We start from the raw sequence: 23,620 nt of genomic DNA, 5'->3' as shown, positions 1-23,620 counted from the left end.
TTAGCGACTGGTTCTGTTTAGTTGGTTAAAATAGGTTTTGCTTAGCTCAGTAGCGCTTCCGCCTGACTTATAAGGTTTAGCCTGAGCAGCGCCGATCAGACTGTTGATGCCGCGTTCTGCAATGCTGGCTTCGCTGCTGATGTCTGATCTTGAGGTCCACATTCGTGTAACCGTTTTCATGGCTTTTAATGCTGGCAAGTACTTGGCCGGGCTGGCGGCAGCTGCTGCAACAAGCGCCTGTTCCGTGGTACGAAGTATAGTCAGGTCTGCAGGGTTCCCGGCTTGCCCAGACTTCCGCCCTTCCAGCAAAGACAGACTCGTTCTTAAATCGCCGCTTTGATCTTTGTTGCCTAAATGCTTATTCACTGCTGCTGCCAGCTGTATCTCAGCAAGTTCACCGGTTAGCCTTTTCTCCGCTTTGAGCGGTGTAGTTTTCACAACCGTTTTTGCTACATAGGCGCGCGACTTCTGCTGTAAGTCTTTCAGCAGACGCAGGGCCTTATACTCAAATGGAAGGGCTTTTTGCGGGTCGTAGGTACGCAATTGCAGCTCGGCACTCCACATTTCATTTAACGTCGCTTTTAGCTGCGCCTTTAACTGTGGTTCAAAAAAGGTTGCATCTTCTGCCTGGTCATGCTTATGGGCATATTGATCCATGATGGCCTGCACATCTCCATAGGCGGGCTTCTCCGCCTGTGCGCCGTGGTCGTGACCATCATCTGCGCTATGGCCTTCCTCGCCTTCTCCTCTACCCCCGATCTGGGTTTCTTCCTCTTCACCAAGAAACTTCCCATACCGCAAACGGAGCATCTTCTGGTCAATGCCAAGCTCATTACTGCGCTTTTTGAAATCTGCATCAGAGATGGTGCTACGCTCCCGGAGCAGTTTCTCGGTGTCGATGATGATCTGTCGTTGACTCCTGAAGTACTCTGGCACGAGGTTCACCCCATTGTCAATGCCGGCCATACTCATCAATGCAGCGGTATCCTGTATGGATACAAAGTACATATCTGAACGGCTCTGTTGTCCGTGATTGTCGGTCGCATTGATGAAAAAGTACAGTTCATCACCGGCTTTCATGCCTAAACCCGCCAGGCCTAACTGCTTACGCAGATCCAGGGATCTCTGATTCTTAATGGCTGTGCTGAAGTTAAGCTTGTGTGTCTTGAAACTTACCGCTTCACCCTTTCCGCTTGCGGTTGTCGCATGAATGACCGCATCCGAAATTCCGTAATCATCCGTAAGGAGCACCTTCAGGTCAACACGTTGAGGCTGCCCAAAGTCGATTGTGCTGTGCTGTTCCGGGTTGATAATCTTGATGGCGACAGGCTGGTCTGGAATAATTTCCACCTGGTAGAAATCGGATTTTTTCCCATCTATGATCACCTGGTAGAAACCAGGCTTTGTCAGTACTTTGTTAAAGCCCCAGCGCTGTCCGGAAGCATCTAGTTTACGCAGGGTGTAAGTTTCTTTATCATTCCATAAAAATCGGAGATCGTTTATGGATTTTGTGGTTTCCAGCTTCCAGCTTACTGCAGCTCCAAGTTCTACACGGAGTGTAAACTGCGCTTGCTGACGGGTCTTTTTTCCAGTATATGCGGGAGGATTGATGCTGATCGAGTAGTCGGATATGGTGACCGGTACCACTTCCTTCACGACATCTGCCTGTTGCGGGCTAACCATGCTGGATGCTTCAGCGACTGTGCTATCGGGAGCCAGTCTTGGGAGCAGCACCAGAATCAGCATGCTAATGCCCAGGACAAGCATCGGCAGGCGTAACTGTCGGAAAGGTTCATTCGGTAATTTGTGTTGAACAAGGATGCTGTTTACCCTTTCGCGCTGCAACCGCTGTAAGCTCGAGAGTAACGAAGGATCTGCAAGCAAAAGGCTTGCGCTATTTTCCACTTCTGGCATTGTTACATCGACGAAGCTGGTGATCTTATGCATGGCCGGTTGCCAACGCTTGCTCAATATAAACAGGACCACTAGACTGATAGCCAACACAAATAAGGAACCAACTAAAGCTTCACTATACCTGAGACGTAGCAAAGCAAAGGTGACTACAGCCAGGCTTAGGGCTAATAATACGTTACCTACAATCGCCGTGAATACCCATCGGCGACGCAGTTTTTCTAACCAGATCTTTCCTGACAATACACTCATGAGACAACCTTTCTTTTGTTATAAGTTATCCATCGTTCCGTTAAGAAGAGGAGCAACAACAGGTACCAGAACCAGGGACTCACATCGGTCGCTACAACCTGAGATTTTAGGTTGGCGTCCGCAGCGATCTGCTGCGCATTGTTCAAATCCGCTTTTGAGACCGGAGCTTTTTGACCATCGCGGAATGCATAATGTGCTGCACTTTCCGGTAAAACAACCGGAAGTAAAAAGTAGACCATCTGATCTGACCAGACCATTTCTGTCCAGTCGGGCCTGAACCTACTGTAAAAACGGTAATGATCGATTTTGCCTTCGCGTGTTAAAGCAAGTACGGGCTGCCCTGTGCCATCAATCCAGATCCCTTTGTCCGGCGCAGCTGCATTATCAATGCGCTTCTTTGATGCATTTTGTGTGCTTTTAAGCAAAGTAACATTCTGCAGGGCTACGCCTGCTGCATCCTGAATGCTGGATTTAATATTTTGCACTTTATCTCCTTCATAGCTGAAGAGCCTGGTACCTCTCGGTAATGCGGCGCGTTGTGCATCCGTGAGTTTTCTATCTGACAGCCAAAACAGGACTTTCGTTTGAGGACTTAGCTTGTTGATATCGGTCAGGACTGCAATTGAGATTTTCCGTTCCGTGTATTGCGCAATTGCTTTTACCGCGGCACGGACATATTCGGCATCAGCCATATTGTTTGGCGCGTATAGCTGTACAACAGTTGTTGCGGTGTCTATGGGAATTTCAGGGTTAGCCCCGGTGCTGGTTTGCGTCGTCTTGTAATAAGTTCCTTTGTCACCAGCAACAGCCTCAAGGGTCCTTACGCCACCATTTTGAAGCTGATATGCAGCGGCTAACCAGGTTGAATTTGTTGAATCGGGCTGCAGCAGTTCCCAATGTACATTAAGGTGCTTTGCTGGTTCAACACCTCGAAAATTGCCGCGTTCGTTTGCAGCGAAAATATGAATGTTTGTTCCTGCCGGATGCAGATGATCCAGCTGTTTAAGTAAAGCGTGATATGGTAGTTTGCCGCTAGACGGCGTAGAGAAGGTCGTCGCACTATCTTTCACCTCAATTTTAGGAAAGTCATACGCAAGGTCATGAATCTTATATCCTGCCTTGATCAGGGAATCTAAGGTAGCATGTTCCTGTTTCCAGATGTTGCTGAACTCCGCCTTTTCCAGAAGTACCCATCCGGCCTGCTTTGTGGCTTTCTGTGTGCTTACGTAAACTGGCTCGGCGATCAACATCGCGGCAAGCAGAATCAGCAGTGTTCTTAACAATAGCAGTGGCCAATCCTGTACGCGGAAACTTCTTGACCGCTGATTTGTGGGAGTACCGAGCAGAAAGACGCTGCCAATCTTCAGCGTTTTTCCGGATTTAATGTTCCACAGGTGAATGATGACCGGAACCAGGATGCCCAGTGCAGCAAGTAAACCTAAGGGATATAAAATCTGAATCATATTGATTACGCGTGCTAGACTTTTAACTTTTTACGTTGATTTAGAAAATCGCGGATAGCGGTATCTAAGGGCTGGTCGGTCCTGAGCATCCGATAGAAAATCCGCTTATCTAAAGCCCGCTCCTTAACCTCTTCGAGGTAGGTTTGCAGCTTAGACATATAGGCCTTCCGAATGGCGGACTGATCCACTTGTATGGTTTCCCCTGTTTCCAGGTCTTCAAAATTCGAATAACCCTGGAAGTCAAGTTCTAGCTCGTTCCTAGACATCAAATGAAAGACAATAACTTCATGCTTCATCGTGCCTGCTACATCTAACAATTCAAAGATCTCGTTGGTATCCTGGTATAAATCAGATATTAAAATCGTCAACTCGCTGCTGCCCCCGCCCGTATATAAAGGTGTATAAACATCCGCAGCAGTAAACTTTCCCGCTGGCGTAATTTGCTCCAACTGGTAAAATAGTCGCGAAAGATGCTGAAAGTCCTGCTTCGCAGGCAAAGCGATCACCTCATGCTCCCGGAAAACGTTCAAACCAATAATGTCACCCTGCAGGTTCCCGAGGTAAGCCAGGGATGCTGCAAGGTACCGGGCATAATCTATTTTTTTGAAATCTCCATCCTGATGATCCATTGATGCGCTCGCATCTACCAGCAGTCTTAAGGTGATGTTCGTTTCAATTTCAGACTCCCTTATGTAGTAGCGGTCGGATCTCGCAAACATCTTCCAATCGAGGAGACGTAGATCATCACCGGGCTGATAGCTTCTGTACTGACTAAATTCCATACCCGGACCCTTGATGGCGCTTTTGTTTATGCCCTGCATAAAACCGTCTATCGTTGTCTTTGCAGCAAGCGACAGGTCTTTGATGGCCATCATGATCTTGGGGTCGAGGAGTTTACTCATTTCCAGCTCGGGATTGCGATTGCTTTGATTAATTCTTCGGTTACACGGTCCGAACTTACCTGCGCCGCCTCCGCTTTAAAGTTCATGAGGATCCGGTGTCTAAGTACAGGATAAGCCATGGTTTTAATGTCCTCCGGAATAACAGCGTACCGGCCTAAGAAGAGCGCACGTGCTTTTGCAGTTAAGATTAAGGCCTGTCCCGCTCTGGGGCCTGCGCCCCATCGCACCCATTCTTTCACATAACTATTGCTACTGGTATCGGGCCTTGTCGCACGGATAATCTCCGTTACATAAGCCACCAGATCATCGCTGATGCTAACTTCACGAACAAGGGCTTGGAGTTGCTTAATGTCTTCTGAACCTATGACAGCCTGCACTGCCGCTTTCTTTACACCGGTTGTGCTTTTAAGCACGTCGATTTCTTCAGCGGCAGAAGGGTAACCAATCTTGACGTAGAGCAGAAATCGATCTAGCTGTGCCTCCGGTAAGGGATAAGTTCCAGCCTGTTCGATGGGATTTTGTGTAGCAAGAATAAAAAAGGGCTTGTCCAAAGGATAGGTCTGGCCACCATAGGTGACTTCAAACTCCTGCATTGCCTCCAATAAAGCCGACTGCGTCTTCGGGGGCGTGCGGTTTATTTCATCTGCGAGGATGATGTTCGCAAATATGGGGCCCTTATTGAACTTGAAGAAACGTTTCCCGGTAATGTGATCTTCCTCCAGAATCTCTGTCCCCAGGATATCGGTTGGCATCAGATCCGGAGTGAATTGAATTCTCCGGAAGGAAAGATCCAGGGCCTGGGACATGGTTCGTACCATTAATGTTTTCGCAAGTCCGGGTACACCTTCCAGCAGGCAATGTCCACCTGCCATAAGGGCGATTAACATTTCTTCGATTACGACATCCTGGCCAACAATGACCTTTTGTATTTCTTTTTTCAGGAGGGAGAGCTTTCCAATAAGCATTTCCACGTTTTTTGCCGAAACTTCCAAGATTAGTTTAAGGTTTTAGAGATGAAACGATGTTTTCAGAACTCAATATAGAGCGTTTAACCTACATGTTTAACATATTTGAGAATAATATCAGGAAAATTACACGATCGATAGTGTATTTAATACAACATTGAAGAATAAAGCTCTATTTTAGAAAAATGTTAAGGAATAAATTTGTGTTTGCCCGTATAAAGTATAGTTCGGGAGATTGGGATACTGACCAACGTATGCCCGCCAACATGCTGAATTCCCTTTTAGAATACACCACCATCCCGCTTGAGCAGGAGGAAAAGATTGTAGACCTTAACACAAACGACATATTCAAATACGCATTCTGCTACTTAAGCGGACACAAACTCGTGCAGTTCAATAAACAGGAAGCTGCTAACTTTAAGAAATACATCGAACAGGGTGGCTTCGTCTTTGTTGATGATTGCAATCATGATATTGATGGTCTATTTGCTAAGTCCTTCGAAGCCCAGATGGCGTCGCTTTTCGGTGCTACAGCGTTAAAGAAAATTGCGAATGACCACCCACTCTACTCAAGTTTCTTCAAATTTGAAAAAGGTCCCCCAACCACATCTTTTGAACTTAACGGTTGGGGTGATGACCTGGTTCATGACTACCTTAAAGCCATCCACGTAAAAGGTCGAATTGGTGTGCTATATAGTAATAAAGACTACGGCTGCGAATGGGACTATGACTTTCGCAACAAACGATTTCTTGCTGAGGACAATACCAAGTTCGGCGTAAATATCATTCTATATGCATTGGGCATTAACCCATAGTTAGGCGTAATCCCTCCAGTAATACCATTTTGACGTACTGCGTTCGGGTCAAACGCACAGCAAACCCAGACCAAACGCACACCAGACGCACAAGGAACGCACAGTTCATGTGGGTTTGCTGTGCGTTTGGTCTGGGTTTGCGCTGTCTTTGATCTTTGCTTGTATTTAGCGCAGTTGAGTACCAGCGCCAAAATCATAGGCAACAAACCCCAGATACATCTGCAACAAAGAAGGGGGTTCATTGCTAAACCCCCTTCTTTGTTGCCAGATAACCTGTTGTTTTTTAATAATGACAGTAATCATTAGTCTTTATCATCAGATTTATCGTTAATAACAGTTTATATATCGTTATTGACCTATTTTTAATCATAACAATCCTCATATTTTTGCCTTTTACAGAAATAATAACCATTTATTAATATTTTATTGATAATAAATTGACATTTAGTTCATTTTATCTGATTCTTTTCTAATATTTAGGCAATCTAAAACCTAAAAACTCCAAGATGAAAAGAAAACTACTCACAACAATGCTTCTTTTATGGTGTTTTGCATTACAAGTAGATGCACAAACAAGAATTATCAAAGGAAAAGTCACTAATGAAAGTGATGGAACTGGAATTCCTGGTGTATCGATCATTGTAACTGGCACAAAAACCTCCACCCAGACAGATGCTTCCGGCACTTACACCATTGCGGTGACCGGCGCCGCGGCTAAATCTTTGCGGTTTACCTACGTCGGATTTGTAGCGAAAGTGGTACCCATTTCCGGAGCCACCATGAATGTAAGCCTGAAAGAAGACACGGAAGCCCTCGAGGAAATCGTTGTTACGGGATACACCACGCAGCGCAAGGCCGACAATATTGGCTCAATTGCCAGTATCTCCGGAAAAGCCTTTGAGAACAAGCCTGTACAGAGCTTTGACCAGGCCCTGGGCGGCAAGGCTGCAGGTGTTCAGGTAACCATTCCTAACGGCGTACTAAATAATCCACCCGTGATTCGGATTCGAGGCACAAACTCCATCTCCCTAAGCTCCTACCCTTTGATTATCATTGATGGTGTCGCGACTTATACCGGGGATCAGAGTGGATCAAGTGCCGCAGGAAATGCACTCTCCAGCATTAACCCAAATGACATCGAGCGCGTCGAAGTGCTAAAGGACGCCGCAGCATCAGCGATTTACGGGAGTCGCGCAGCAAACGGTGTTATCGTCATTACCACCAAGCGCGGTAAGCCCGGAAAGGCATCTGTTAACTACGATGCCTGGGTGGGTACTGTGACTGCACGTGGACTTCCCGACCTGCTGGATGCTTATCAGTACACAGACCTAAAAAACGAAGGACTGAGAAATGCAGGCACCTATGACGACAGTAACCCGGACGCTGCAAGAAGACGATATTTCGCCTTGTCAAATGATGCAAATGGAAATGTAATCAACACCAACTGGTACGATTACATCTACCGTAGGGGCACATCGCACAGCAATTCGATAAGCGTGTCTGGCGGTTCGCAGAGCACTAATTTCTACATCTCCGCAAACTACACGGCACAAAAAGGTATCCTTACCGCTAACGACTACAACAGAAAAGCGATACTGGCCAAAATAGACCACAAAGAAGGAAAGATTTTCAGCTTCGGCGGTAAAATCAATTACTCCAATGAAGAAAACAAAGCGGCTACATCTTCTGGCTCACTAAATGGGGAAGCATTTGGCACGGGCGGACTGGGCAGGCTGGCCATTGTTACCGCTCCTAACGTTGCACCCAAGAATGCAGACGGAACCTACAACGTGCAAACCCCAACGACCATTGGTCGCGGTGCAAACGTCGGCTCAGATGTCGGTTTCTATAATCCGCTTGCAGTGCTTGAGCTTGACAGATCGAACAACGAACTGAACCACGTACAATCCAACATCTATCTTCAAGCGAACATCACCGACTGGTTTTTTGTAAAGTCAACCTACGGCATCGATTACATCTTCTCGGACAACGACAATTTTTTCAACCCCATCAATGGAGGTTCAGCCGCAGCAGGTGGATCGGCATCTGTCTCCTTCAACAAGGGTAAGAGATGGGTGTGGACAAACATCGCCCAGGCAAACCGGACTTTTGGGAAACACGACTTCTCGCTGCTTCTGGGAAATGAGCAGCAAAGAAGCACCGCTTTTGGTTTCGGTGCAACTAGGACAACCCTGTCCGACCAGGCATTTAACCAGTTTGCTGCCGGATACGCCACACCCGGCAACTCCGGATCTCTCGGTGAGAATTACCTGGTATCCTTCTTTACTCAATTCAACTACAACTTCAACAAGAAATATTACTTGAGTGCTAACGTCCGTCAGGATGAATATTCCGCATTTGGATTAGAAAACAAAAAGGGTGTATTCTACGGTATTGGTCTTGGATGGGAAATTGCCAATGAAGGCTTTTGGGCAAATGCCGGCCTGGATAATGCATTCTCAAGCTTCAAAATCAGAGGAAGCTATGGTACCGTCGGCAATACCGCGGGTCTTGGTGATTTTGCTTCTTACACGTTCTACTCAAATGGCCTGTACAATGGCGGATCAACGCTCGTACCCAACCAGACCGGGAACTTCAACCTGGGATGGGAATCAAGCGAGAAGCTCGACCTTGGTTTCAACTTCGGCATTATGGAGGATCGGATTACCGTTGAAGCTGCTTACTATAAGAACACACTGGAAGGCTTAATCTACAATGTGCCACAGGTACCTTCAGCAGGACTTCCTACGGACCCCATGCTTAACATTGCTTCCATGAGTAACAAGGGTTTTGAATTCGCCATTAATGCAGATGCAGTGCGGACGAATAACTTCAGCTGGTCGCCAAGCTTCAACATTTCCTTTAACAAGAATAAGGTTACTTCTTTATCAGAAGGACTTACGCAGTTTATTACAGCCACCTCATCACTGGAATCGGCAAACATCTCGAGAGTTGGCGAACCACTAGGTATGCTTTACGCGGTAAGAACAAATGGTGTGGATCCGGCATCTGGCCGACGGATTTTCATTGAACAGGCAACCGGAAAAAATGTATTGTATCAGCAAGTCGCTCCGGCAGGTCAATTCAGATACACTTATGAAGACGGCACTGAAGCGCCATCAATCTCACTAAGCAAAGACGGCGTTGCATACAGGAATACACAACCCAAGTTTGTAGGTGGATTCGATAACAACTTCCGATACAAGGCTTTCGATTTAGGGCTAACCTTCACTTACCAACTCGGCTTCTACGTCTACTATGGTACAAACTCGGGCTTGCGTGACCAAAGATTTTGGAACAACTCCACAGACATGCTCAGACGGTGGACTGCACCGGGTCAGGAAACAGACATTCCTAAAATCATTGCAGGTGATAACGTATCAAATGGATCATCATTCCCGATTGATGTGAATGTCTTTAAAGGTGATTTTCTGAAACTTAGAAGCGCCACCTTCGGATACACTTTACCCGCTAGTTTCCTTAACAAAGCCAAAATCGCAAGTGCGAGAATCTATGTGAGTGGAAATAACCTTTGGATACTGTCAGACTATCCTGGCTCAGACCCGGAGGTATCGTCAAATGGTAACACCTCATCTGCCCCAGGCATCGACAGGAACTCTGTTGCGAATGGAAGAGCATTCACCGCTGGTATTTCCGTGAAATTTTAATCTTAAATCAACATGAAAAGAAACATCATATACCTTACCCTTATTGCCGCATGTCTACACAGTAGCTGCAAAAAAGACCTACTTAGCCCTGATTCAAAAACTGCGGTTTCCACCCTTGATCTCGCACAGTTTTCAACAAAGGAGCGGATCGACGCACAGGTACTCGGGCTTTATGCAGGGATTAGAAATGGAAACTTCTATGGCGGCCGTTACCCGGTGTACAACGAAGTGCGTGCAGACAACTTTATTGCACAGTCTACAAACGCCGTGACAGCATACCAGACCTACAACTTCACCGCAGGCAACGGCGCCCAGGAGGTTACCGATTTTTGGGGCTCCGCGTACAACACCATCAATCGTTGTAATCTGTTTATTGAAGGCATGACCACGAAAGGCACCGGCATAGTCGGCGATGCATTGGCAAAGAACTACATTGCAGAAGCCAAGGTACTGCGCGCAATAGCATACTATAGCCTTTTGCAGCTCTACGCACGACCTTACTGGGACGGCAACGGCAGTAAACCAGGTTTACCCATCCGACTTACTGGAAACTCCGTAGCCGGCAATTACGATCTGGCCAGGAGCAGCGTGGCTGATGTTTATGCACAGGTAATTAAAGACTTGAATGAAGCTGAAGCAGACCTTCCACTTAGCTATACGGCTGCAGTAAACAACGTCATTCGCACACATCGCAATACCGCTATCGCGTTCAAAACCCGGGTATACCTATCCATGCAGCGCTATGCAGATGTAATCACTGAAGCTGAAAAAATTGTCAGCAGCTCATTTACCGCCACAAGTGGTGTACTCCATGCGTTACAGCCAGATGTCACAGCGGTTTTCAAATCACCATACCTGACCACAGAGTCGATATTCTCCATGCCCTTCGTTTCCGGAACAGAGACCGGCGGCGGACAAAGTGCACTCAGCTCCTACTTCTTTGGTATAAAACTTTATTCTTTAAATCCACAGGGTGCAATTGGTGATCCAGCATTCACACAGGCGGATAAAAGAAGGTCATTCATTACCATTTCCGCTGGCCTGCCTTACCTATCCAAGTTTCCGATTGGTGCGGCACAAGGGTATTCGGACTATGTGCCGGTTATCCGTTATGCGGAAGTCCTGCTAAACCTGGGCGAAGCACGTGTGCGTAGCAGCAACGCTGTTGATCCTCAGGCGATAGCCTTGTTGAACGCTGTACACGGCAGATCCGACGCCTCAACAACCTACACCGTCTCGAATTTCAGTTCTGCACAAGCTTTAGCTGATGCCTTTCTTCGTGAGCGAAACATTGAGTTTCTTGGGGAAGGACTTCGTAGTCCTGACCTGCTACGACTAGGATTAACGATCCCGGGCAAAGCTGAAGTACCCGCTGTACCACCTACTTCGGCCCAGTACATCTGGCCAATATCCGGAACGGAACTGCTGTACAATAAGCTCATGACTGACAACAACTAGCATAAACAGAAAAGCCTGCCAGGAAAAGTCATTCCTGGCAGGCTTTGTTATATGATTATGATTTCTAAACTGTTTAATTGAGCAAACTGTTATCCCTGGCAGGCTTTGTTATGTGATTATGATTTCTAAACTGTTTACTTGAGCAAACTTGCGAAGAATGGCTTGAGCTGTTCTGCAAGAATCAGATGATCTTCAACACTTGGATGGCCCGTACACCCCCTTGCTTCCATCGGGTCAAAGAAGAACTTAGCAACCTTTTCCGACGGGTACAACGCATCTACTTCGCGCTGCACACGACTAATACAATCCTGCAATTTCGTTCTTGAAGTGCCCTTAACCATCGGACTACTTAAAAGTGCAATCTTTGCCTTTGGATATTTGCTTTTTACAAGCTGCACGAACTTTACATAGTTCGACACAAAAGCATCCGCATCAAAAGGCTTCCGCGGCGTCTTGCCATCACCATTACTGAAGTCGTTTGTTCCTAATGCGATACTTACAACATCTGGCCGATAGGTCTTGAAGTCCCACATGGCTGTGCCATCTTTCTGGAAGTCGGCCTTTTCATACACCTCTGGCATGGAAGGTCCGTCGCTGTTCCAATTCCGGTACATCCCGATGCCGCTTACGCTGCTCAACATGAAGTTCGATTTCAGCATCCTGGCCAGCCTCGGCCCGTAAGCCATGTATGCATTGTGCTGATCCTGGTAATCACCAGTGCCGCAAGCAACTTCAGAAGCATCTGCTGCCGCCCCGCAAGTAATGCTGTTACCAATAAACTCGATCATCGGCGCAGCCTTTACTTCAAGCGCTTTGATACGTTGCCCTTCTACCCTGGAAATGAATATCGGTCCGGTATGTGCCTCGGTCGCTTTATATATACGCAGCTCATGTTTTCCTTCGGGAACATTAATCTCCAGAGGACTGCTGCTATTTCCATTTATGCGAATCCTTTTCTGATAGACACCGTCAACCTCATACTGCAAGTAGTTGTGTGCCTTGGTGTCCTGTAAGTGTACATACAGCTTAGTTGTGGCCCCCTCAAATGAATATCCGAAGTGTGCAGCGCCACTAATCAACTCGAGCCCGGCATCTTTGTGCAGGATGGTCCGCCCAAATGGCTTCAGGTCTGCAGCAGACAGAGCATTTAGCGGTTCTTCTTTTACTTTCAAGGGCGCACAGCTAAGCTGTGCAATGCATAAAGATAGGATGAGTACTGAAGTTCTTAGTTTCATTAACAAAGTCGGTTATTTTAAGCGTCACGTTTTCGCGCAGCAAAATAGCAAACTTCTATCCCGATTACACATGCACGCACTTTTCAGGACAGTTTTTGGTAAAAAAGTATCAGCTCAGCTTACCTCTAAAGGATAATTTCTAAGATTCGGGGCATATGACTGTATAATAAAGCCAGCAATTATTTATCCGGCTTGAGCTCAGATTCTGATTTCAACACTTTCTTCCCTTCCTCCATTGAGATTTCATAAGCTGGGTTTTCCTTTGATGCGTTACGCTTTACCGTAGTGCCTTTAATGGTCTTCTTAACCGGCTCCACGTGTTTCTTTTCAATGGTTCCTGAAGCCTGGGACTTACCCCAGTTCCATTCTACTTTATCTCCTTTTTTCATAAGTCGCTTTTCAGGACAGCATCAAGATTGTTGCCAGAAGTCCTAAATAGCAAGATTAACATGGATATAATCAGGCATATAGCTCAACCTAAATGTAACCGATGAAAAGATTTGCAAACCAGCAGACTTGCACGGTGTTACTTCTTTGTGTCACCACTATAAAGACACCTTAAACTGAAAAGATATGTTTGATCAAATTCTAAACGTTGTAAAAGAGCAGATGGCCAGTAACCCGCAAGCGGCGGCAGCCATTCCTGCAGATAAAGCTGATGATGTTCATAAAGAAGTAGCAAGTCAGATTGAACAGGGCTTGAAAGGTCAGGCAACTGGCCAGGGCGGCATTGGCGGCATCCTTGCTGCCTTCGGCGGCGGTGGCTCCGGCAATCCAGTTACAGGAGCCATTAAAGGTGGACTTGTATCATCGCTGGGTAGTAAGTTCGGCTTACCGCCTGCTGTAACGGGCGCGGTTGCGGCTGCACTTCCTGGGATCCTGCAGAAACTTGCAAGCAAGGCAACTGACCCGAATGACAACAGTATCAGCCTGGAATCCATCACAAAAGGCCTTGGCGGCGGCGGCGGTTTGTCGGGTGCGTTGGGAAACATCCTCGGGAAATTTTAGATTTGTAAAAAGCGCTACACAACGTAGGGCTTTTTTTTATATTTTCATTCCCGGAACACCAACTTAAAACCAAATACTATGATTGAGCATAACATTAAAGCACTTCTTCTTGGCGCCGCCCTTATCGCAGCAATACCTGCCTGCAAGAGCGGGTCAGACCAGACCGAATCAGCCGGTCAGGAGCAGCCAACACCCGACACGACGGCTGCCCCGGTAGAGACGAAGGCACCAAACAGCGACTATAAACCTGCATTCAAAGGACAGACACGTGCACCAGGGGTAAAAACAACGACACCACTGAACATCACTGTACTCACAACGGAACTTGAACAGCCATGGGGTATCGTTAACCTGCCAGATGGCCGTTTTCTCGTTACAGAAAAGAAAGGAAACATGAGAATCCTTGGTGCTGATGGTAAACCACAGAAGAAAGTAACCGGTCTTCCTGCCGTTAATTCTGAAGGCCAGGGCGGTTTACAGGACGTAAACATTGATCCGCAATTTGCATCCAACAGATTGGTTTACTGGACATTTTCAGAAAAGACGAATGGCGGGAACCTCGCTGCAGTAGGAAGAGGAAAGCTCTCTGCAGATGACACCAAAATTGAAGACGTAAAAGTAATCTACCGTGTAACCCCGGCATTTGATGGTACACTACATTATGGTTCACGAATCGTCTTTGATAAAGAAGGTAACCTATTCCTCAGCGCAGGCGAACGTTCTTCTACGGAGACCAGAGAGCAGGCGCAGGCACTGAACTCTTCCTTAGGTAAAATCATTCACATTACCACCGACGGCAAACCCGTTGCCAACGGCCCTTTCGCAGGCCAGGCAAATGCAAGAGCTGAGATTTACTCTTACGGTCACCGCAATCCTAACGGCTTAGCCTTCAATCCTGCTACCGGCGACCTTTGGGAGTCTGAATTCGGCCCTCGTGGCGGTGATGAAATCAACATTATCCGTCCAGGCAAGAACTACGGATGGCCCGTTATCACCTACGGTATTGAATATGCTGGCGGAAAAGTACTATCTGGCATTCAGCAAAAAGATGGAATGGAACAGCCGGTTTACTACTGGGATCCGGTTTTGTCACCCGCAGGTATTACCTTCTATAACAGCGACGTCATTCCAGAATGGAAAAACAACCTCTTCATCGGTGGGTTAAGCAGCATGCACATTGCAAGGCTGGTGATTAAGGATGATAAAGTTGTAGGTGAGGAACGCTTGTTGGCTGATGAAGGTCAGCGTTTCCGTGCATTGACCGTTGGCAAGGATGGTGCGCTTTACGCGGTAACAGATGGCGGAAGATTGTATAAAGTCGCCAAGAAATAGGCAAATAGTCACAATAAAAAAGCGGATGTTCTCTTGAGACATCCGCTTTTTTTTGTTTCCTGGATTTACTTATTTCCTGGATTTATTCCAGCAGCTTATCGAGTGTAAAAGGCAAGGCTCGCAAACGTTTACCTGTGGCATTATAAATCGCATTAGATATTGCTGCAGGCACACCCACAATCCCGATCTCACCAAGTCCTTTTACGCCAAGTGGGTTAATCACATCGTCTTCCTCTTCCACAAAAATTACTTCGATGTCGTGCACATCTGCATTGACGGCAACATGGTACTCTGCCAGGTCATGATTTATGAAGCGACCATATTGTTTATCCATCACGGACTCCTCTTCCAGGGCCATGCTTATCCCCCACACAACGCCCCCAAGCACCTGGCTTCGAGCGGTCTTCGGGTTTAGGATCCGACCGGCAGCCACCGCCACAACAACCCTGCTCACCTGTACATTCCCGAGCTCCGCATCTACTTTCACTTCCACGAAGACGGCAGAATGCGTGTATTTACCATACTGACTTTGCTTAGGATCAGGCATGGAGGCGGTTTGATGTTCCAATATGGCGAGGTTGCGCTGTTTCATCAATGCAGCAATCGAAAGCTGTACCGATGGGTCACCTTTTAAACACAGCATGCCATCTTTAAACAACACTTCCTCCACTTTGGCTCCTTTGAAACCCGAGTGGGGTAATCCTGCCGCCTCTTTAAGAAGCTTTTCTTTTAAGCCCTCGCAAACACTAAGTACCGCCGGGCCAACCGAACTTGCGGTCCAGGACCCGCCCTGAAGCGGGGCCATTGGTAAGTCGGAATCTCCTAAAAGGAACGACACATCTTCGATAGGAAGGCCAAGCGTCTCTGCTGCAATCTGCGACATGACGGTGTATGTTCCTGTGCCAATGTCAGCTGTCCCACAACTCACCACCAGCTGGCCGTCTGGCGAGAGCTTGGCTTTTGCCATCACCTGTTGCTGCTGCGCTTCCCAGACTCCAGTGGCCATTCCAACGCCTAAGAGGTTATCACCTTCACGTAGCTGCCCAGGGATAGGGTTTCTGCGGGCCCATCCAAACTTATCGGCAGCAATAGCATAACAGGCCTTCAGCTCCTTACTGGAAAATGGCAGCTTTTCGTTCTGCTCCTGCTCCGCATAGTTTAAGAGTCTGAACTGTAGCGGATCTACACCTGCTTTACAGGCAAGTTCGTCTATTGCGGCTTCAAAGGCATACACCCCGGTAGCACCGCCGGGTGCCCGCATATCCAAAGGGGTATACGTGTCGAGTTTAAGCAGTTTATAACTTAAATCCACATCCGGACAGTCGTACAACATCCCCGACCAGTTCACCACATTCTCCGTGTATTCTTCAAATTGGGATGTTTCCGCAATCGCTTCATGCTTAATGCCAACTAGCTTTCCTTTCGAGGATGCAGCTAATGAAAGCTGCTGCGTTGTCATGGGCCGGTGTCCAAAGGAAAACATCTGCTGGCGAGTAAGCACCACTCTGACGGATCGCTTTAAGGCCTTAGCAGCCATAAAGGCCATGAACAATTGATACTGCGGGCGCAAACCTGAGCCGAACGCGCCACCTATATATGGTGCCTTAACATGGACCTCCGCTTTGGACAGCCCGAATATGTTCATGAGGTACTGCTGTGAGTTAAACACCCCTTGTGTTTTATCATAAACCGTAAAGGTATCGTCGGCTTCAACCACCACAGTGCTGGCATGAAGTTCTAAGGGATTGTGATGTTCTGCAGGATGAAAGTATGTTGCTTCCACCAATACATCAGCATGCTTCAATGCCTTACTGGCATTACCTCTTGACTTTGGAGGCTTCCAACCACTTTTTCCTTTTTTGGCTTCGTATGCTTTTTCCTGACTATTCAGGAAATCAGCATTAAAATCAACCGCCTTGTATTCCACGTCGATCAGTGTGGCGGCATAGCGCGCCAACTCGAAGCTTTCCGCAACCACCAGGGCGATCGGCTGCATGTTGAATTGTATTTCGTTGCTGTAAAAAGGACGGAAGGGTGAGCCTGGTGGCTGATCTTCATCCTTGTAACTCCTATCGAACCAAGGCAAACTGGTTCTATTTTCATGGCTAAAAACCTGAAGTACACCGTCCAAAGCCAAAGCTTTAGAAGCATCCAGTGTTTTAATTTTACCTTTTGCAATCGACGAAGAAACAACCACGCCATAACACAGTTGCTCAGCTTGATATTCTGCTGCGTACTTTGCTTCTCCCCTAACCTTCAAATAGCCATCTACCCGGTTTACGGCTGCGCCTATATATCCTGATTTCATAATGTTGCTTGCTTATTTACTGCTTGTTCCAAGGCACGGACAATCGCGCGCCGGGCGAGTTCTATCTTAAAATTATTGTGTCCATAGCCCTGAGCCGTGCTCAGGAGCATATCGGCGGCCATCCTGAAATTTGCCGCTGTTGCAGGCTTGCCGATGAGCAGCGCCTCCGCTTCAGGCATCCGCCAGGGCTTATGTGCAACACCGCCGAGTGCAATGCTGGCTTCTAATACATGCTGCTGCTCATCTAAATTTAATGCGGCAGCAACCGACACTAAGGCGAAAGCGTATGATGGGCGATCCCGAAGTTTTAAGTAGCTGTAATGTTTCGCGTATTTAGAAGGTGGCAGTTTAATGGATGTAATAACTTCATCCGCTGCGAGCGTATTATCCTGATCAGGCTTATCTTCTGGAAGTCGATGAAAGGCTTCCATAGGTATTTCCCGCTTCCCTGATGGTCCCTCCACACACACCACTGCATCCAATGCCCTAAGTGCAACAGCCATGTCGGATGGGTGCACTGCTATACAATCCGCAGAAGTCCCAAGGATAGCATGCATTCTATTGTAACCGTTGATGGCTGAACAACCTGAACCTGGCTCACGCTTGTTGCATGCTGTACTGGTATCGTAAAAGTAGTAGCAGCGGGTACGCTGCATGATGTTGCCTCCATTGGTGGCCATGTTTCTCAATTGCGCAGAAGCTGCTGACAACATGGCTTCAGCTAACAGTGGATAATGCTGTTGCACATGCTGATGATAAGCAGTATCGGCATTGGTAACAGATGCACCCAGCCTTAAGCCACCATCTGCTTCCTGCTCAATAAAGTCAAATCCGATTTTATTAATATCAACCAGGTGCGCTGGTCGCATCACATTAACTTTCATCAGATCCAACAGGTTCGTGCCACCTGCTATATATTGGGCCTTGTCGGTCTTGCTGTGCTCCTGAATTGCATCACGAACGTCTGTCGCTTTGCTGTAAGTGATGCGGTTCATAAGCTGCCTCCTCTATTTTCGATGCCCATAACCTCGCAAATGGCTGCATTGATATTGCTGTATGCGGCACAGCGACAAATGTTTCCACTCATCAGATCCTGTACCTCTGCCAGCGTTTTTGCTTTACCTTCTTGCATAAGACCAATCGCCGAGCATAGCTGTCCAGGTGTGCAGTAACCGCATTGAAACGCATCATGATCTATAAAGGCCTGCTGTAAGGGATGAAGATCCTGGCCCTGAGACAATCCTTCCACAGTGGTAATTTCTGCCCCGTCTCGCATAATAGCCAAAGTCATACAAGCATTGATACGCTTGCCATCCACCAATACCGTGCATGCCCCACATTGGCCATGGTCACAGCCCTTCTTTGTGCCGGTTAATTGTAAATGATCACGCAAAGCATCCAACAGACTTACCCATGGTTCTACCTTCAGCGTGTGCATCTGCCCATTCACCGTTAGACTGATCGTTGGCTCCTGGGGCGTGTTATTGTATTTTTCTGTTTCCATACAACTAATTCTTCTTAATTAAACTTCATTTACAAACATTTGTTTACAAAATGTCATCACAGTTCAGATTAAGCAGGTTGGTCTAATCCGCTTACATACCGTAAAAACTTTAAAGCAACCTTAACGGTTATGAGTGCATGGAAAATCAGAAAAACAAAGTGGTCCTGATCACCGGAGGAAGTAAAGGTATCGGATACGGAATTGCAGAAGCATTACTAAAAGCTGGTCATCAGGTGGCCATCACCAGCCGTTCGCAAGCAGCCGCGGATCAGGGGGCGGCCGACCTGCAGCAATACGGAGATATTATCGGCATTGCGGCAGATGTTAAGGACCTAACATCACAAAAAGCGGCAGTGGCGAAAGTCATTGAAAAATGGGGCAAATTGGATGTCCTGGTTGCCAATGCCGGTGTTGGTCACTTTGCACCTATAGACCAGCTGGATGAGGCTTCATGGCAAGATACTATCGACACCAACTTAACGGGTGTATTTTACAGCGTGAAAGCGGCGGTCTCACATATCAAAGATGCAAAAGGCTACATCTTCACCATTTCCAGTCTTGCGGGAACAAATTTCTTTGAAGGCGGCGCTGCCTACAATGCAAGTAAGTTCGGGCTTACCGGATTCTCGCAGGCCATCATGCTGGATTTAAGAAAATATAACGTTAAAGTAAGCACCATTATGCCTGGCTCCGTTGCAACATACTTCAACGAGCATGAACCCGATCAGGAAAAGGATGCCTGGAAAATTCAACCGGAAGATCTTGGAAAGTTAGTGGTAGATATGCTGAACATGCATGAAAGAACACTACCAAGTAAAATTGAGATCAGACCCACCTTACCAAAATAAGTACGCATCAGGCCTGAACGATCGCCTTTGTTCAGGCCTCTATTATAATTGTCTTAATTTGGTCAGGCCTTAACTTTTCCGCGAAATTGCTGTTTAGTATATACACCCGGCATTTGAATTCCGGAAAATGCATATGAAACTAATCAGAAGGTTAATTATCTACCCGCTCTTACTTGTTCCCGGCATCGGTTTGGCTCAAAATGCCAACACCATCATCCCACCCAACGAACAGGAGAAAAAAGACACTGCCAGACAAACGGACCTAATCGACATTGGGAAAGCATTCTTTAAAATTAAGCCGGGAAAGATTGAAGCAAGGACAGACAAAAGGGTAACCTTTTCATTCCTCCCATTCGGAACAACAGTACCAGGGGGTACGGGTCGCGCTTTAGTGACGAGTACCACGGCAGGTGTTTACCTGGGCCCCCGACGCACAACAAACATTTCAACAGCTTCTTTTGCCCCCTACTGGAATTTCGGCGCGCGCTTTGGCTTACCTTTAAGAACCAGTATCTGGCTACCGGAGAACAGCTGGACCATACAGGGTGACACCCGTTTTCTTGTCTACCCTCAATACACCTGGGGACTTGGCACCGGCGCCGCCGATCGGCGGTCTTTTGTAAATTACAAGTATATTCGATTCTATCAAACCGCCCTAAAGCGGATCAAGCCGTACCTGTATGCTGGTCTTGGTTACAACCTGGATTACCACTTTAACATCAAAAGTGATGAGCCAGACATCAATCTTACAGAATTTACCAACTATCCTTACGGCACAGATGGCAACTCATTTGCTTCTGGTATAAGCCTGAACGTACTCTATGATACCAGGAACAATGCCATTAACCCCCTGCCCGGCGCGTATTTCAATGGCGTATACCGCATCAACGCTACTGCCCTTGGCAGCAATGAAAGTTGGCGCTCGCTATACCTGGATGCCCGAAAGTATGTATATATGAATCCAAATAAGAAGAATCAGCAGAATACACTGGCTTTCTGGTCCTACTTCTGGACGGTGTTTGACGGTAAAGCACCCTACCTCGATCTTCCAAGTATAGGATGGGATCCCAATAACAGGTCCGGCAGAGGTATAGACCAAAACCGGTATCGTGGCAGAAGCTTGATGTATTTAGAATCTGAATACAGACGTGATATCACCAACAACGGGCTGCTTGGATTCGTTGTCTTTGCAAATGCAACAACCGTAAGTGGAAGCGGTAGCTTTCTAACGTCATGGCATCCGGCAGCAGGTACTGGATTACGCATCAAGTTCAATAAAGCTTCCAACACCAATATCGGTATCGACTATGGTGTAAGTAAAGGGTTCAGTTCCGTATTCCTGAATCTTGGAGAGGCGTTCTAATAAACCTGCAACTAAGACCTATCAAGTACGATATATAATCAAAAATAGAAGACCCTTGCTCCTGATGTAGGAGCAAGGGTCTTTTCTTTTACGGGCGCCTAAAACGCCCTTTAATCATTTAAGCTAACTGAAGGCTGTTTAAAGCTGCTTCTTCAAAAGCCTTAAGTGCAGTTTGGAAAGCGGCAAGGGCCGTCGCATCTTCAATTTGCATACAGTTCTCCACGTAATCTGCACCACCAAATTTATCTTTAACCAGGCAGATAAGTTTTGCAAGTTCTGATTTTCTTGTTAGATCCGCTTCAACGTATAGGATTTTATCCGCAGGACATTGCTTCGCAATTTCCGTCATGGCAGCTTTTAACTCTGTACGATCGTGGCCTACTAAAAGTACCCGGTTATATTGATGTATAAGGTTTTTAGCTGCAGTAATGCCTTGTAAAGAACTCCCGTTCAATACAACCGCTAGTGTGTTTTTTTCTAATGTCATATCCTTTAGCTTATCTTAATACCAGACAATAGGACAAAGATATGTGTTAACTACCTGTACATGAAAGTATTTACCTCGCTAAGCGCACGTAAATTACAAATATATGACGCGAGTTTACGTACTTACCACTTAACCTTAAGTAAATACAACACAAGAAAAGCCAGCTATATTAAATGTTACTTAAAGCTTTTAGCAGAGATGACCTAGAATGAAAACTATGTATTAAGAACTGACTGGATTGCAATAGTCTAAAGAAATTGCTGATCATGTTTATTGATGGAAAGATTTTGATTTTAAAAAAAAGAAAGGGCTGTTCCATCCAGACACATCCCTTTTCTAACCAAATATAAACCTGTATGAACGGGTTACTCTTAAAATGTTGGCATCCCAGCGTTTCGCCATGATATGCAACAATAAATCTTCTTATCGAAATTCCACATTCGAACGCAGAACTGTTTGGTTCTGCTCAAATGAGTACGGCGCAATTGCGCCTAGCATGATGTTACAAATATACAATCTTTTTAATTGTGTAAAGAATACACTATTAAAATTCATGATCAATTAACAGTAATTTAACAATTAAAATGCCAATTTTTGAATTCACATCGTATAATTAACTCGATATTCAAATAAAAAATAGCTATTTACTAGTCTTTATACGAAAATAGACGGTTTTATTTTACAAAGAATTGATATTGTACCTCATAATAATCTTAACACTAACAGAAATCGCCTAAACACCGGATCAAACATGCGGATTATCACTATTTAATTCAAAAATATGCAGAATTTGAGGAAATAATGAAGACATATATTCTTCTACTGCCTTTCTGGAACCAGGAAAGGTGATCACCAGCGTATTCTTGACAAAACCGGCGACGCCTCTTGATAACATTGCATACCGCGTTCTCAGCTGACCATAACCCCTTGCGGTTTCCATGATTCCTGGAATCTCGCGGTCAATTAGAGGCTTAATCGCTTCAGGTGTGAAGTCTCTTGACGACAAACCCGTTCCACCTGTGAATAAGATCAGGTCAAAATCCTCCGCTACAAGGCTTAGCGCGACTTCCTGTATAGATTCCACACCATCAGGTACAATTTTGTAAGCAGCACATTCCAGATTGTATTTCTCAAGAGCTGAAATAATGTATTTTCCGGCGGTATCCTGCTTGGTTCCGCTGGATACGCTGTCTGAACATACGACCACCGCCACTTTCAACATCGTCGAATTCGCTTTAAGGTCCGACTTACCGCCGGTTTTCTCCTCAAGTCGCACTTGCTCGATCACTACACCTTTGTCAATGGGCTTCAACATATCGTACATAACCAAAGCGGCAACAGATGCACCATGCATGGCTTCAACCTCAACGCCAGTTTTGTAGATGGTATGTACTTCCACCCGGATTTGGATGTCTAATCCAACCGTATGGTAGGTGATCGATGCAAATTCTATAGGTAAGGGATGGCAGTCTGGGATCACATCACTGGTTTTCTTGATGCCCAGCAATCCGGCGGCCCTTGCAAATTCAAATACATCCCCTTTCGGCACTCGACGTTCTTCTACCGCCCTTATCGTCGCCGCAGCTGAGGCTTTTACAGTCGCGGTAGCCACCGCTTTTCTCAATGTTGAAATTTTATGGGTGATATCTACCATCCTATTTATTCGTTTTCCAAGTGTAACTATCGTCTTCAAAGATTTCCTTACCCCAGACTGGCAGCTCGACCTTAATCAATTCGACCACTTCCTCACATGCGTCCATTGCTGTTTTTCGGTGTTTGGACGAAGTAAATACAAAAAGACATACCTCGCCGGCGTTAATTGTGCCCAGGCTATGGTGAACATGCATGCAGGTCAACTCATATTTAGCGAATATGGACTCCCGGATCTCGTGCATCTTTTCAAGTGCCATTTCCTTATACGTGGTATAGTCGATCGCGGCAACTTTCCGGTCCAACAGCTCATCCGCTCTTACCTGACCCAGGAAAATGCTATGTGCTCCAATATTTGTCTTTGTACTATGCTTTTGAATGCTATCTGCAATAAATCCCGCAGGTATCGGACCATCCATAAAGATGTCCTTCATCTTTTTCTCGTTCATAA

Annotated in this window: 19 protein-coding genes; 7 read left to right on the top strand and 12 right to left on the bottom strand. The window is 46.4% G+C overall.

The window, feature by feature from the left end:
* The 4 genes from IEW69_RS05780 to IEW69_RS05765 are packed head-to-tail and all read right to left on the bottom strand — an operon-like array spanning window position 1 to window position 5,520.
* Window positions 1-2,163, bottom strand: coding sequence for a hypothetical protein (locus tag IEW69_RS05780; protein ID WP_188625883.1), 2,163 nt, complete (start codon window positions 2,161-2,163; stop codon window positions 1-3).
* Window positions 2,160-3,626 carry a BatA domain-containing protein gene (locus tag IEW69_RS05775; protein WP_188625882.1) on the bottom strand — a complete coding sequence of 489 codons (1,467 nt, stop codon included), beginning with the start codon at window positions 3,624-3,626 and terminating at the stop codon, window positions 2,160-2,162. Before IEW69_RS05775 ends, IEW69_RS05780 begins: the two co-directional genes overlap by 4 nt.
* A 14-nt stretch (window positions 3,627-3,640) precedes the next feature.
* The gene (locus tag IEW69_RS05770) at window positions 3,641-4,528 is read right to left on the bottom strand and encodes a DUF58 domain-containing protein (RefSeq protein WP_229663529.1); all 888 of its coding nucleotides are present in this window, start codon (window positions 4,526-4,528) and stop codon (window positions 3,641-3,643) included.
* Entirely contained in the window at window positions 4,525-5,520 is a 996-nt protein-coding gene (locus tag IEW69_RS05765; RefSeq protein ID WP_229663528.1) for an AAA family ATPase, read from the bottom strand. The genes IEW69_RS05770 and IEW69_RS05765 overlap by 4 nt, the downstream gene beginning before the upstream one ends.
* A gap of 158 nt (window positions 5,521-5,678) precedes the next feature.
* Between IEW69_RS05765 and IEW69_RS05760 the strand changes: the two genes are divergently transcribed.
* From IEW69_RS05760 to IEW69_RS05750, 3 genes are all read left to right on the top strand, one after another.
* Window positions 5,679-6,308, top strand: coding sequence for a DUF4159 domain-containing protein (locus IEW69_RS05760; protein WP_188625881.1), 630 nt, complete (start codon window positions 5,679-5,681; stop codon window positions 6,306-6,308).
* Window positions 6,309-6,814: 506 nt separating this feature from the next.
* Window positions 6,815-9,976 carry a SusC/RagA family TonB-linked outer membrane protein gene (locus IEW69_RS05755; protein WP_188625880.1) on the top strand — a complete coding sequence of 1,054 codons (3,162 nt, stop codon included), beginning with the start codon at window positions 6,815-6,817 and terminating at the stop codon, window positions 9,974-9,976.
* Between the two features lie 12 nt (window positions 9,977-9,988).
* Window positions 9,989-11,434: a RagB/SusD family nutrient uptake outer membrane protein gene (locus IEW69_RS05750; RefSeq protein WP_188625879.1), complete on the top strand. Its 1,446-nt coding sequence runs from the start codon at window positions 9,989-9,991 to the stop codon at window positions 11,432-11,434.
* Between the two features lie 134 nt (window positions 11,435-11,568).
* On the opposite strand, the gene IEW69_RS05745 is transcribed toward IEW69_RS05750, so the two are convergent.
* Window positions 11,569-12,669: an SGNH/GDSL hydrolase family protein gene (locus IEW69_RS05745; protein ID WP_188625878.1), complete on the bottom strand. Its 1,101-nt coding sequence runs from the start codon at window positions 12,667-12,669 to the stop codon at window positions 11,569-11,571.
* A gap of 179 nt (window positions 12,670-12,848) precedes the next feature.
* Complete coding sequence (locus IEW69_RS05740) at window positions 12,849-13,058, bottom strand: hypervirulence associated TUDOR domain-containing protein (RefSeq protein WP_188625877.1); 210 nt, start codon at window positions 13,056-13,058, stop codon at window positions 12,849-12,851.
* Window positions 13,059-13,242: 184 nt separating this feature from the next.
* On the opposite strand from IEW69_RS05740, the gene IEW69_RS05735 reads away from it, so the two are divergent.
* The gene (locus IEW69_RS05735; RefSeq protein WP_188625876.1) at window positions 13,243-13,677 is read left to right on the top strand and encodes a hypothetical protein; all 435 of its coding nucleotides are present in this window, start codon (window positions 13,243-13,245) and stop codon (window positions 13,675-13,677) included.
* A 78-nt stretch (window positions 13,678-13,755) separates the two neighbouring features.
* On the top strand, window positions 13,756-15,009 hold the full coding sequence (locus tag IEW69_RS05730; protein WP_188625875.1) for a PQQ-dependent sugar dehydrogenase: 1,254 nt from the start codon (window positions 13,756-13,758) through the stop codon (window positions 15,007-15,009).
* 82 nt (window positions 15,010-15,091) lie between these two features.
* Here the strand turns inward: IEW69_RS05730 and IEW69_RS05725 are convergent, their stop codons facing one another.
* Genes IEW69_RS05725 through IEW69_RS05715 form a run of 3 tightly spaced genes read right to left on the bottom strand, consistent with a single transcriptional unit; the run spans window position 15,092 to window position 18,821 of the window.
* Window positions 15,092-17,317 carry a xanthine dehydrogenase family protein molybdopterin-binding subunit gene (locus IEW69_RS05725; protein WP_188625874.1) on the bottom strand — a complete coding sequence of 742 codons (2,226 nt, stop codon included), beginning with the start codon at window positions 17,315-17,317 and terminating at the stop codon, window positions 15,092-15,094.
* Window positions 17,314-18,312, bottom strand: a complete 999-nt coding sequence (locus tag IEW69_RS05720; RefSeq protein WP_188625873.1) for an FAD binding domain-containing protein — start codon at window positions 18,310-18,312, stop codon at window positions 17,314-17,316. The genes IEW69_RS05725 and IEW69_RS05720 overlap by 4 nt, the downstream gene beginning before the upstream one ends.
* The gene (locus tag IEW69_RS05715; protein WP_188625872.1) at window positions 18,309-18,821 is read right to left on the bottom strand and encodes a (2Fe-2S)-binding protein; all 513 of its coding nucleotides are present in this window, start codon (window positions 18,819-18,821) and stop codon (window positions 18,309-18,311) included. The genes IEW69_RS05720 and IEW69_RS05715 overlap by 4 nt, the downstream gene beginning before the upstream one ends.
* 137 nt (window positions 18,822-18,958) lie before the next feature.
* On the opposite strand from IEW69_RS05715, the gene IEW69_RS05710 reads away from it, so the two are divergent.
* The gene (locus tag IEW69_RS05710; protein ID WP_188625871.1) at window positions 18,959-19,669 is read left to right on the top strand and encodes an SDR family oxidoreductase; all 711 of its coding nucleotides are present in this window, start codon (window positions 18,959-18,961) and stop codon (window positions 19,667-19,669) included.
* 133 nt (window positions 19,670-19,802) lie between these two features.
* On the top strand, window positions 19,803-21,032 hold the full coding sequence (locus tag IEW69_RS05705) for a BamA/TamA family outer membrane protein (RefSeq protein ID WP_229663527.1): 1,230 nt from the start codon (window positions 19,803-19,805) through the stop codon (window positions 21,030-21,032).
* A 118-nt stretch (window positions 21,033-21,150) separates the two neighbouring features.
* On the opposite strand, the gene IEW69_RS05700 is transcribed toward IEW69_RS05705, so the two are convergent.
* The 3 genes from IEW69_RS05700 to IEW69_RS05690 all read right to left on the bottom strand — a co-directional run bounded on the left by IEW69_RS05700 (window position 21,151) and on the right by IEW69_RS05690 (window position 23,618).
* Window positions 21,151-21,519: an SDR family oxidoreductase gene (locus IEW69_RS05700; RefSeq protein WP_188625869.1), complete on the bottom strand. Its 369-nt coding sequence runs from the start codon at window positions 21,517-21,519 to the stop codon at window positions 21,151-21,153.
* Between the two features lie 745 nt (window positions 21,520-22,264).
* Window positions 22,265-23,173 carry a bifunctional molybdenum cofactor biosynthesis protein MoaC/MoaB gene (gene moaCB / locus IEW69_RS05695; protein ID WP_188625868.1) on the bottom strand — a complete coding sequence of 303 codons (909 nt, stop codon included), beginning with the start codon at window positions 23,171-23,173 and terminating at the stop codon, window positions 22,265-22,267.
* Window position 23,174: 1 nt separating this feature from the next.
* Entirely contained in the window at window positions 23,175-23,618 is a 444-nt protein-coding gene (locus IEW69_RS05690) for a molybdenum cofactor biosynthesis protein MoaE (protein WP_188625867.1), read from the bottom strand.
* Between the last annotated feature and the right edge of the window lie 2 nt (window positions 23,619-23,620).

The organism is Pedobacter quisquiliarum, from assembly GCF_014642175.1.
In the GTDB taxonomy this organism is placed as follows: Bacteria; Bacteroidota; Bacteroidia; order Sphingobacteriales; family Sphingobacteriaceae; genus Pedobacter; species Pedobacter quisquiliarum.
Note: the sequence above shows the minus strand (reverse complement) of the source record. Positions and strands in the feature narration are given on the sequence as shown.